Origin of the sequence: Embleya sp. NPDC005971 (assembly GCF_040629175.1) — a bacterium.
GTDB lineage: Bacteria > Actinomycetota > Actinomycetes > Streptomycetales > Streptomycetaceae > Embleya.
The window spans coordinates 21831-32937 of sequence record NZ_JBEXUX010000090.1; the positions used below are offsets into that span (position 1 = coordinate 21831).

At 70.5% G+C, this 11107-nt stretch carries 10 protein-coding genes; 7 read left to right on the plus strand and 3 right to left on the minus strand.

Translation table 11 applies throughout. The features are described from left to right. Positions 1-21: 21 nt before the first annotated feature. The 6 genes from ABZ374_RS43255 (at position 22) to ABZ374_RS43280 (ending at position 7334) form a co-directional block, all read left to right on the plus strand. A complete protein-coding gene (locus ABZ374_RS43255) occupies positions 22-1032 on the plus strand; it encodes an NADP-dependent oxidoreductase (protein ID WP_360323158.1) in 1011 nt (336 codons plus the stop codon). A gap of 233 nt (positions 1033-1265) precedes the next feature. Then, positions 1266-1628, plus strand: coding sequence for a MarR family transcriptional regulator (locus ABZ374_RS43260; protein ID WP_360323160.1), 363 nt, complete (start codon positions 1266-1268; stop codon positions 1626-1628). 205 nt (positions 1629-1833) lie between these two features. After that, positions 1834-3216, plus strand: coding sequence for an MFS transporter (locus ABZ374_RS43265; protein WP_360323162.1), 1383 nt, complete (start codon positions 1834-1836; stop codon positions 3214-3216). Between the two features lie 378 nt (positions 3217-3594). Further along, positions 3595-5184, plus strand: coding sequence for a hypothetical protein (locus ABZ374_RS43270; RefSeq protein WP_360323141.1), 1590 nt, complete (start codon positions 3595-3597; stop codon positions 5182-5184). A gap of 113 nt (positions 5185-5297) precedes the next feature. Continuing rightward, entirely contained in the window at positions 5298-5765 is a 468-nt protein-coding gene (locus ABZ374_RS43275) for a hypothetical protein (RefSeq protein WP_360323143.1), read from the plus strand. Positions 5766-6620: 855 nt separating this feature from the next. Further along, positions 6621-7334 carry a hypothetical protein gene (locus tag ABZ374_RS43280; RefSeq protein WP_360323145.1) on the plus strand — a complete coding sequence of 238 codons (714 nt, stop codon included), beginning with the start codon at positions 6621-6623 and terminating at the stop codon, positions 7332-7334. Between the two features lie 132 nt (positions 7335-7466). Here ABZ374_RS43280 and ABZ374_RS43285 read toward each other — a convergent pair whose 3' ends face one another. Further along, positions 7467-8411 carry a MerR family transcriptional regulator gene (locus tag ABZ374_RS43285; RefSeq protein ID WP_360323147.1) on the minus strand — a complete coding sequence of 315 codons (945 nt, stop codon included), beginning with the start codon at positions 8409-8411 and terminating at the stop codon, positions 7467-7469. Between the two features lie 550 nt (positions 8412-8961). Between ABZ374_RS43285 and ABZ374_RS43290 the strand changes: the two genes are divergently transcribed. Then, positions 8962-9426 carry an SRPBCC family protein gene (locus tag ABZ374_RS43290; RefSeq protein WP_360323149.1) on the plus strand — a complete coding sequence of 155 codons (465 nt, stop codon included), beginning with the start codon at positions 8962-8964 and terminating at the stop codon, positions 9424-9426. A 30-nt stretch (positions 9427-9456) separates the two neighbouring features. Here the strand turns inward: ABZ374_RS43290 and ABZ374_RS43295 are convergent, their stop codons facing one another. Both ABZ374_RS43295 and ABZ374_RS43300 read right to left on the minus strand, forming a co-directional pair. Next, on the minus strand, positions 9457-10017 hold the full coding sequence (locus tag ABZ374_RS43295; RefSeq protein WP_360323151.1) for a MepB family protein: 561 nt from the start codon (positions 10015-10017) through the stop codon (positions 9457-9459). Between the two features lie 106 nt (positions 10018-10123). After that, a partial coding sequence (locus ABZ374_RS43300) for a M28 family peptidase (protein WP_360323153.1) occupies positions 10124-11107 on the minus strand: 984 nt, incomplete at its 5' end.

An 11107-nucleotide genomic window follows, 5' to 3' on the forward strand; every position in this document is an offset into this window, starting at 1 on the left:
AGTGCGGGCAAGGGGAGAACGATGTCGACGCACACGATGCGGGCGATCCGGCTGCATGAGCACGGCGGTCCCGAGGTTCTGCGTTACGACGAGGTGCCGATGCCCGAGCCGGGGCCGGGCGAGGTGCTCGTGCGCGTGCACGCGGTCGGCGTCAATCCTCCGGACTGGTACCTGCGCGACGGGCTGAGCGACATCCCTCCGGAGACCAGGCCGGAGTTCGACCTGCCGGTGACGCCGGGGACGGACGTGTCGGGCGTCGTCGCGGCCGTAGCCACGGACGTGGAGGGCTTCTCCGTCGGTGACGAGGTTTTCGGTCTCCTTCGCTTCCCCAGCTTCGACGGCAGGGCGTATGCCGAGTACGTGGCCGCGCCGGCGTCGGACCTGGCACGCAAGCCGGCCGGCATCGATCACGTGCACGCCGCGGGGGCGCCCATGTCTCTGCTGACGGCGTGGCAGTTCCTGATCGAACTCGGACACGATCACCCGTCGCCCTTCCAGGCGGCGCGGCATCGGCCGGTGGCACTCGGCGCCGGCACGACGGTGCTCGTCAACGGCGCGGCGGGCGGCGTGGGTCACTTCGCAGTGCAACTGGCGAAGTGGCGGGGCGCACGGGTGATCGCGGTGGCATCGGGCGGGCATGAAGCATTCCTGCGCGAGCTGGGCGCCGACGAGTTCATCGACTACACCGGGAACCGTGCCGAGGACCTCGTGCACCACGTCGACCTGGTCGTGGACGCCGTCGGTGGCCGCGAGAGCAGCCGCTTCCTGCGTACGCTCAAGCGCGGCGGCGCCCTGTTCCCCGTGTTCTTCGGCGAATACGACGACGAAGAGATCGCGAAGCTGGGCGTCACGGTCTCGGGCACCCAGGTCCGCTCGAACGGCGCGCAGCTTGCCGAATCGGCGCGCCTGCTCGACACGGGCGCGGTCCGCGTCGCGATCGACAGCACGTTCGCTCTCGCGGACGCCCGAGCCGCGCACGAACGCGCCGCCCGAGGTCACATCCGGGGCAAGATCGTGCTCACCGTCGCCTGACAGGCAGCCGCCCACTGCCGGCGCGGACACCAACGCACGCGGTTCCGGCCGGTCTCCCGCACCGAGTGCGGGAGACCGGGTTCGGGCCCGGATCGCAGATGCATAAAGTATTCATATAAAAGTGCTATGCTTCGGGCGTGAGCCTTCAAGACGAAACCCGTCGCGATTCCACTGCCGTCGGGTCGGCCCTCTACGGGCTGGCCACCAGGGCTGTGAGGCGTCTTCCGCGAGACCTGAGCCTCACGTCCGCTGCCACCCTGGCCACGCTGGACAGGACCGGCCCACGACGAATCACCGATTTGGCCGTGAGCGAGGGTGTCACCCAGCCCGCGATGACCGTCCTGGTTCGGGTGATGGAGGAATCCGGGCTGGTCGAGCGGAGAGGCGACCCGTCCGACCGGCGGGTCACGCTGGTGTGCCTGACCGAGGCCGGCGCGTCCTACGTTCGGGCGCGCCGCCAGGCGGGCGTCGATGCGTATGCGCAGTTGATCGACGAACTCGCCGACGACGAAGTCGAGGCCTTGGTGGCAGCCCTTCCGGCGCTGCTGCATCTGGCGGAGCTCGAAAGCTTGGACCGAGAAGGGTCGAGGCAGTGACGGGGTGGTCGGTCGGCGGGGTCGCCGGGAACTCCGACGGAGGCCTCGGGCGGATATGGGAGATGGTCGCCGAGCCGGACGAGCCGTGGGCGGGAGGGGTCCGGACCCGCATTCGACCCGGCCTGTTCGACCACATCACGACCGGGACCAGCCGGTGAGCACTACCCCGGAGCACTCCGAGGCGCGGCTGCTGGTCCCCTCCCTGATGTTCATCGCCCTGGTCGTGGCGGCGGTCGGCAGCCTGGGCACGCCGCTCATCACCAGCGTGGCGACCACGTTCCACGTCTCGCTCGACAGCGCGCAGTGGACGCTGACCATCTCGCTGCTGAGCGGCGCCGTCGCCACGCCCGTCCTCGGCCGGCTCGGAGCCGGCCCACACCGACGAGGCACGATCTTGGCCACGCTGGCGGTCGTCGTCGCCGGCAGCGCGCTCACCGTGCTGCCGCTGCCGTTCGCGTGGCTGCTCGTCGGCAGGGCGGCCCAAGGCGTCGGGCTCGGTCTGACGGCGCTGATGATGGGCGTGGCCCGCGACCATCTCCCCGAAGGGCGCAGCGCGGCCACGATCGCCCTGATCTCGGTGGTCTCGATCATCGGGGCCGGCGTCGGCTACCCGCTCGCCGGGCTGCTTGCCGAGTTCGGCGGGGTGCGGGCCGCCTACGGCCTCGGTCTGTTCGTCACCGCCATCGCCTTCCTGGCCGCATGGCGCGCCATCCCCGCGGCTCCCGAGGGCCGTTCCGCGCACGTGAACGCAACAGGCGCGCTCGTCCTGGCAGGTGCACTGTTCCTCGTCCTGTTCCTCGCAAGCGAGACGAGTCTGTGGAGCCGTCACCTCGCCGTGGCGGTGGTCCTCGCCGTCGTTGCCGTGCTCCTGCTCTGCATCTGGATCGCCTCCGAACTGCATAGCAAGACACCCCTGGTCGATGTCCGGGCGATGCGGCACCCGGCGGTCGCCGGGGCGAACATCGCCATGTTCGTCGGCGGGTTCGGCATGTACCTCCTGCTCACGCTCATCACCCGATACGCGCAGACGCCGCACAGCGCCGGCTACGGCTTCGGGCTGACCACCTTCGTTGCCGGGCTGGTCCTGGTCCCGTTCTCCGTGCTGGGGTTCGTCGCCGGCAAGCTCACGCCTCGGGTGCGCGAACGGGTCGACGCCCCCTTGCTCCTGGCCGGCAGCGCCGTCGTCGTCGGTGGCGGGTTCGTCCTCTTTGCAGCGGCCCGGTCGAACCTGGCCGAACTGTTCGTGGCAATGGGCGTGCTGGGCTTCGGAGTCGGCAGCTTCTCGGCCGCCATGCCGGGCGTCATCCTGGCCGTCACCCCCAAGAGCGAGACGTCGAGCGCCATGAGCTTCAACTATGTCGTCCGTAGCGTCGGGTACTCCCTGGGCAGCGCCATAGGCGGCCTGATCCTGGCCGCCGGCACCGACACCGGCCGTCTCTTCCCGAACGACGGCGCCTACACCAAGGCAGCGCTGGTCGGCATCGCCGCGATGGCGATCACGGCTATGACCGGCCTTGCCCTCGCCCGCCGACGCTCGCCCGAGACCAACCCGACCGCAGCCCCGAACCAGGCCCGGTCGAGCCGATGACCGGCTCGCCGGAAGGGACGGCGCTGTTGTGGTCGGCGGGACTTGACCATGGCTTTGGAACCGCCCCGGCCCCGGCCTCCGCCGGCTTGCGCGGTCGCACAGGGCGGAGTCCGGCGGCACCGGCCCGGCAGCACCGGCATGGCGGAGCGGGCCGGCGGTAGAGGTCCGGGGAACCGCCGGCAATCCGGCGATCCGGTGGATGGACCATGCCGCGGTGCCCCAGAATGGGTTGCGGAGCGCGACCGGCCGGCATCATCCCGTTGCCGTCGATCGGCGTGTCCGCCCATCGCCCCATGACGTCGGCCATCGAACGATCTCCCCGGCGTTCCGCGAACCCACCTTGTCCGACCCGTCGATCGGGGGGAAATGACAGGTCCCGTGCCGCGCCGTTCCCACAGCGAGGCCACCCGGCTGCTCTGCGCCGGCGCGTATCTCGACAACGACTTTCGCGGCGCCGTGATCGAACACCTGGTGCGGCACGAGGAACGACCGGTCGCGCCGTCACTGGGCGTCGACGTCGTACCGGTCCTCGCGTATGCGTTGCGGGCCCGTCGCCGCGAGGCGCAGACCGGCGTCACGCTGCTGTTCCTCTGGGTGGCGTTCATCGTCTTCGACTACCTCAGCGGGGATTCCTTGCCGAGTGTGCCGATGGCGGGGGCAATCGGTTACGCCGTGTTGTGCTTCCTGCTGTGGAGCACGCGCCGGAGCGTCGGGCGCGGTGTGTACGCCGTGGACCGGACCACGCTGCGCAAGGCCGTGCCGGGGCAGCGCGGCCGGATCATGACGCTGATCCCGCTCGGCGTTCGGTTGCTGGCGGTGGCCTACTGGGTCCTCGCCCTGTTGGGTCTCGTCCTCGCGCCGGAGAGCCACTGGCCTGCGGTGGCCTTCCCGTTGCTGCTCACGCTGCCGATCTGGGAACACCGCGCCCATGTCACGGGCGTGATGCGCCGGGAGTTGGCGCGCGGTGCCTTCGGTGGCCTGCCGCGTGCCGCGCTGCCCTCGAACGCCCACTATCGCCGGATCGGCGAGTCCCTGGATCGTGAGCAGTACGCGGCGCTGACCATCTACGACCCGCTGCGCCCCTTCATCGGAGTGGGACTCCCTTACGAGCCTTGGTCGTTCGCGCTGGACCTGAAGCGGCGTGCCTCGGCGGAGCCGGGCCTGGGCCCGCTCACCGGTGCCCGGGTCATCGAGCTGATCAGGCCCCGGATCGAAGCGTTGCGGGATTCGGCGACGGCCGCCAGCCGCGATCGGCTCAGGGATCTGGAGATCGAGGAGTTCGTCTATCTGCCGGTGGGGGCGCCGCGCGTCGAGATTCCCTACGACCGGCAGACCGTCGAGCAACATCTGCACGACGCGGTGGACGAGGGCGGCGAGGCGCGACGTCACTTCCTGCGGATCCGGGTCGGCGGCCGGGACGAACAGGTCGGGGTGACCGTGCTGGTACGGGTCCACACCCAGGGCGGAATGCTGGTCCTGGAGGTCGTGCCGCACGTGCTCACCCCGGTGAAACCGGAATACCGGGCGGCCGACGTGGTCGCCGGTCGCACCTGGGACGGCGCGGCCCGAGACGTGGTACGGGCCGTTCTGACCGCCCCCTCCGCCGGGTTCGCCGCCGGCCTCTCCCTGGCGAGCACCGTGCTCGCGGTGTTCGGGACCTGGCTGGCGGACCCGGAGCGCGCGCTGCCGGACGCCCCCGAGACCTCGGTGCGGGAGTTGGGCAGTACCGGGGAGGTCTCGCTCTTCCAGGAGATGGACATCAGCCGGTACGTGAAGACCATCCAGGACCGGATCGCCGGCGGGGTGCGGGACGCGCTCGCCGACCAGGGCTACGAGTCGGACCAATTCGATCAGCAGGTCGTGCAGGTGAGCGAGGGCAGCGTGTTCATCGGCTCCATGAGCGGCGGAGCGTTGGCAGTCGGCAGCGGGGCCAAGGCCCGGCACGTGGTGGGGAGTGACGCGAAGTGACGGCCGAGCCGAACGATCGAGAGCGTGCGGGGGCCGAGGAACCGGTGGTTCCCGAGGCCGTGGCGGAGGCGGCCCGGCCTGTCGATGCCGGAGGCGGCGTTTCCATCGGGCGGATGACCGGCGGGGCCGTTGCCGGCGGCTACCGGGCCACCGCCGAGGACCGGTCCGAGCGGGTGGGCTCCTGGGAGGCATCGGCGGGCACGGACGTCCCGTGCCCGTCCGTACCGCCGTCGTCGTCCGGGGTCAGCGTCGGGACGATGGCGGGTGGCGCGGTGGCGGCCGGGTGGGAGGCGAGGGCCGTGGACGCCTCGCGCCGGTTGATCTCGGCGTCGCCGGAACTGGTCGGGTCGCTGGAGGTGTTGCGCTCGCAACTGCCGTTGCTCGCTCGTACGCAGGACGACGGAATCGACGAGGTTGCCGGGCAACTGGCGGCCATCGAGGGTGAGATCGCGAACGGCGGGCAAACGGAACGCCATCGCCTGGAGCGGTTGCGGATGCTGCTGACCGGCGGAGGCACGGTGGCCGGTGGGCTGGCGTCGGCGCTCGCCGTCGTGGAATCGATCACCCAGATGCTGGGGTGAGGGGTGAACGGCGTGAGCCGGTGGGACGCGGAGCGGCAGGAGTGGGTGGAGGGCCCAGGCTCCGAGGGGGCTGCGGGGCCGGAGGGGGAAGCACGGTTCCCGCCGGTGCCGCCGATGCCGCGAGTGCCGCCGACGGTGCCGACGCCGTCGACGCCACCGGATGGGGCTGACGCGGGACGGACGGCGTCGGCCCCGGCGCCGGACCCTCCGGACGGCCGGTCGGGTGCCGGGGACGGCGTGAGTCGGTGGGACGAGGAGCGGCAGGCGTGGGTGGAGGGACCGTACTCCGGGCAGCCCTCGGGGCCGGACCGGGAGCCGCCGTTCCCACCACCGGCGGCGTCGCCGCTCGTGCCGCCGCCCGGGTCGACGCCACCGGATGCGCCTGAGACGGGGCGGACGGCGTCGGCCTCGGCGCCGGACTCTCCGGACGGCCGGTCGCCCGCTGCGGACGACGCGCGGCGGCAGGATGCGGAGCGGCAACAATCGGCGGTGGGCCCACGCCACGAGCCGCCTCCGAAGCCGGACCGGGAACCGTCGTTCCCGCCGACAACGCCAACCGTGCCGACGGCACGCGAGGCGGCCGATACGCCACGGACGACGTCGACCCCGGCCCCGGTGCCGGGCGTTCCACGCCGCCGATCACGCGCCGCAGGGGGCGCCAGTCGATGGGACGCGGAGCGGCAGGAATGGGTGCAGGGCCAACCCCCCGAGCGGTCCCCGGGAGCGGACCGGGAACCACCGTTCCCGCAGGCAGCACCGGACGCGGCCGGCGCGACCCGAACGCCCCCGGCGTCAGCCCCAACCCCGTTGCCGAACACCCCACGGGGCTGGTCGCACGCGGCGATCCTGACCGCGGTGATCGCCGCCGTCCTCGTCCTGGCCGGGTTGGGCGTCACCGCTTGGGTGGTGCTGGCCGACCCCGACCTGGACCTGTTGGGGCGCGACACGCGTGACGAACCGTACGAACCTCCCGGAACCCCGTACTACAGCCTTCCTCCGTACGCCGTCCCGACAGTGCCGGCGACGCCGTCCACAGGCGCTTCCAACTACCCCGGTCCGTCCTACTCGCCGTCGCCGTCCCGTACTCCCGACCCGCTCGACAAGGCTTTCGCGGTCGTACGCACCGGAGATTGCGTCAGCGCCTACTACAGCGGTCTCGAGTGGAATCGAAGCGCACCGTACGTCGTCAGTTGCAGCGCAGCCGACGCGTATATGTACGTGGCCTCCACGCGGGATGACGCGACGTGCGCGGCGTCGGGGCGAGGACGCACCTTCTGGAGCCACACCAACGATGACGGCTCTATCGTCAAGTTGTGCCTGGAACGGCGGTTTCGCGCGGGCCAGTGCTTCCTGGCGACGAAGGCAGGCGACTCGATGCAGGCGAATCTGAGCACGCTGTGGGACTGCAACGCCACGACGGTGCCGAAGGATTACACCTACATCATGAAGATCACCGGCCTGCTGCCGGGCAACAGCAACGTCAACTACTGCCCGGGTGATTCCAGGAAGGCACACTCCGGCTGGCTCTCCTACGACGGCTATCTGGTTTGTGCCGAGAACGCCCTGTGAACCTCGGCCGTGTTCCGACACGGGGATGAGCCCGACGTCGTGCGCGTGGCCCCGACCTGCCGGCGGGAGGGCGCACGCGGCAGGAGGTGCCTGCTCGGTGAGCCGCCTGTCCGAAAACGGTTCGTAGATCCGTCACGCGTCGTGGCTGCTTCGCAGGGCCTGGATGAGCCATGGATGGATCGGGAGCAGGCCCGGCACCACCTGCCGGCCTCGGACGGCCCACACGAGCCGCCAGTAGCGCTCCACCCGTGGATCGTGGGCCGGTTCGAATTGCCGGGCCATCCAGGTCCGGAATTCCGGGTCGGGGGCACGGTCGAAGACCTCGGCGAATCGTCGGACGAGATCGTCGACGATGGGCGCGGCCCGGTCGTCGAGTGGGTCGATGCCCGCTTCCCTGGCCTCGGCGACCTTTTGGCGGGTGAACTCCATCAGTTCGTCGCCGGCCCGGGCCTCGATGTCGAGCGTGCGTCGGCCGGCCTGGTAGGGGGCGGCCCGGCGCATTCGGGTCCGGAAGTCGGGGTCGCCGACCAATTCGGCGAGTTCCACCCACGCGGCGACCTGTTCGGGGGAGGGATCGTCGGGGAGGTCGGGCGTGGCGGAGCGAATCATCGCCAGGATCACCGGATCGGCACCCACCGCCTCCGTGCCGAAGGTGCCGTCCAGGAAATCGTCGATCAGGCGGCGGCGTTCGTCGCCGGACAATTGGGTGAGCCGGTGCATGAGCTTGGTCTCCTCGGGATCGGACCCGCGCTTGGCCACGACTCGCAGAACACTCCGGCGCAGTTGCAGTAGGCGAATCTGCACGTCCACTGCATCGGCATGCGCGGCGGCGACTTCCGCCACGGTGAGCTCGCGGTTCAGCACCTGCCGTACGGTAGCGAGGTCCATCCCCAATTCGCGCAGTGTGCGGACGAGTTCCAGCCGAAGCAGGGCGTCGAGGTCGTAGAGCCGATATCCGGCGGGAGTTCGGCGGGTCGGCGCCACGACACCCGAATCGGAGTAGAACCGGATGGTCGTGACCGACAATCCGGTCCGCCGGGAAAGCTCACCGATCGAGTAAAGAGTCGCACCGTCCATGCCCCCACCCTCCAGCCTCAAGCCACTGGAGACTCAAGCGATCCACCCTCGAAAATCTGCGCTCCAGACGCCCTCCCCCGAGAAGCCCCACCCCGAACAAGGAAATGCCCCAGCCGGTACGCGGCAAGCCCGATCCAACCCACCCCACCCCGCCCCCTCGCCACCCTCAGCCACGCACGCGGCAGCCGACCAACACGAGCCGAACAGCGAGACAACCACGCGCCGTATCCCCCACAACGAGAGAGCCGCGATAGTGCTGATTCCAGCGAGCCGAAGACCCCCGCCCCCACAAGAGAGGGAAAACCCAAATCAGGCAAGAACCTGGCCACAATCACCCTCCCGACATCACGAATCAGCAAAACCCACCGAAACCCCCAGGCCGGCAAGAGAAGTCCCCACAGGCGTGGGGGTGAACCGTTCACCGCCGAGGAGGCGATGAACCCGCTGGTGAAGTCCCCACGCACGTGGGGGTTTCCGGCGTGGGCGGGTTAGCGTGGTGGGTATGGGGTTTCAGGGGCGTGGGGGTGGGTCGGTGGTGGCTGGTGGGCGGGTGTGGGAGGTAGAGGAGTCGTTGGTCGTGCCGCTGCCGGCGGCGGCGGTCTACGCGGTGGTCGCCGATGTGCGGCGGATGAAGGAGTGGAGTCCGGAGGTATTCGGGATTTGGCTGCGGGGCCGGGACTTCGTCGGGTTCAACCGGCGGGGCCCGTGGGTTTGGTTCACCACGTGTCGGGTTGTGGTTGCCGAGCCGGGGCGGGAGTTCGCGTTCGATGTCACCTCGTTCGGGCTGCCGATTGCCCGTTGGGGATACCGCCTGACGCCGGCCGAGGAGGGGACGGAGACCTTGGTCACCGAGTACTGGAACGATCGGCGGCGGGACGGGTGGCGGCGTCGGGTCGCCGAGGTGCTCGGGCTGGTCTTCACCGGGACCCCGCCCGCGCAGCGTGCCGCGCGTAATCGCCACGGCATGCGTACGACGTTGCTCCGGCTTCGGGCCGCGTGTGGTGGAGCTCCCTGACCGGGCAGCCGCGGCTCGGGCCGGGGATGACTACCGCGCGTCGGGTCGGTGGTACAGCGCCCGGCAGCGGGCCGGGTCCGGCGGGATGGCGAGGAAGTGGTCGAGCTGCCAGGCCCGGGTCCGGTCGGCCTGCCGGTTGCTCGTGCTCACCCACGGCGGATAGACGCGGAAGCCGCGCTTGCCGCCCGCGCCGTGCACCGAGAGGATGCCTCGTTCGCGCAGCACCTCCCTCGGGAAGACGAACTGCCCGAAGTCTTCGCCCTGTCGGGAGCTGATCACCGCCAGATCGAGCGAGCCCTCGGCGGTCAGCGGCGCGATCGGGCCGGCGGCCGAGCGTCGCCACAGGGTGACGAATTGGCCGACCTTGGTCGGTGTCGTCCTGGCGATCCGGAAGTGCACCTCGGCGCCGTCGACGGTGAACACGTGGGCCCCGTACTCCGCGCTCTCCGGCTCGCCCACCGGCGTCGAGCACACGAACCCGTTCGGGTCGTAGACCAGGGCCTTCGCCGCGAGCAGGTCGGCGGGAAGCGACGCCGGCCAAGGGGCGGGCCCGCTCCCGGGGACGCCGGGACGGTCGTGGTTCACGGTCATTCCGGCATCCTGCCGGCCCGCACGGTGTGATGCCCGGTAGGCCAACCTGCGGCCTACCGGGCATCACAATCGGGGAAGTCGGGGACCAACTTACGTGCGGTTCGACTCAGCAGGCGCCGAGGTCGACCCACACTCCCCACTGACCGGTGGTTCCGGGGACTTCGCCCTGGGTCCACCACTTGGCGCGGTAGGTGTGGCCCTGGTAGGAGACCACACTGCCGTTGGTGTAGACCGAGTTCGCGTTCCACGCGGGCGCGGAGCAGCCGCTCGGGCCGTCACCGACGGTCAGGGTGTACGTGGTCGAGTGCACGACCGACCCGGTGCCCGTGATGGTGATCGGGTATGTGCCCGGGGCGGTGTTCGCCGCGACCGTGATGGTTGCGGTGGCCGTGTTGCCGGACAGGACGGTCGTCGGGTTGATGGTCACCACGACGCCGCTCGGGGCTCCACTGGAGGAGAGCGTCAGGGTCTGCGCCGCGCCGCTCACGGTGGTGGTGTTCACCGTCGCGGTGCCCTGGCCGCCGACCTGGATGGTACCGGCGGACGGGACGGTGGAGACGGAGAAGTCCGGGCCGGGGGTGGTGCCGCCGACCGCGGTCTTCCAGATGGTGTAGGCGACACCGTCGGCGCTGCGGTTGAGCACCGTGGCGCTGATGTTGGCGGTGGTGTCGCACGCGGAGTGGTAGCAGGAGTCGTACGAGGCGTTGGCCTGGCCGCCCCACTTGGTGGCCTGTGCCGAGGTCTTGATCGCGTCGGCGCCGGCCGCGTAGCCGGAGGTGGGGATGCCTGCCTGCTGGAAGGAGTAGTCGTCGGAGCGGCCCTGGCCCTCGACGTTCTCCTCGGGACGCAGGTTGAGGCTGTCCCAGTAGGCCTTCATCGGTGCCGCGGTGGCGGAGTTGATGTTGTTGATGAAGTAGCCGCCGTTGGGCGAGCCGACCATGTCGAAGTTGTAGTAGCCCTTGATCGCCGCACGCTGCGTCGAGCCGAGCTGGCTGACGTAGTACTGCGAGCCCTGGAGGCCCTGTTCCTCGCCGGCCCACCAGCCGAAGCGCACGTGCTTGGTGAGGGTGGGGTTGGCCTGGGCGAGTGC

What these genes read in the sequence shown, in the direction of transcription:
- ABZ374_RS43285 (WP_360323147.1), bottom strand. Translation starts at nt 8,411, where the DNA reads ATGGACGGTGCGACTCTTTACTCGATCGGTGAGCTTTCCCGGCGGACC.
- ABZ374_RS43265 (WP_360323162.1), top strand. Translation starts at nt 1,834, where the DNA reads ATGTTCATCGCCCTGGTCGTGGCGGCGGTCGGCAGCCTGGGCACGCCG.
- ABZ374_RS43295 (WP_360323151.1), bottom strand. Translation starts at nt 10,017, where the DNA reads ATGACCGTGAACCACGACCGTCCCGGCGTCCCCGGGAGCGGGCCCGCC.
- ABZ374_RS43255 (WP_360323158.1), top strand. Translation starts at nt 22, where the DNA reads ATGTCGACGCACACGATGCGGGCGATCCGGCTGCATGAGCACGGCGGT.
- ABZ374_RS43275 (WP_360323143.1), top strand. Translation starts at nt 5,298, where the DNA reads ATGACCGGCGGGGCCGTTGCCGGCGGCTACCGGGCCACCGCCGAGGAC.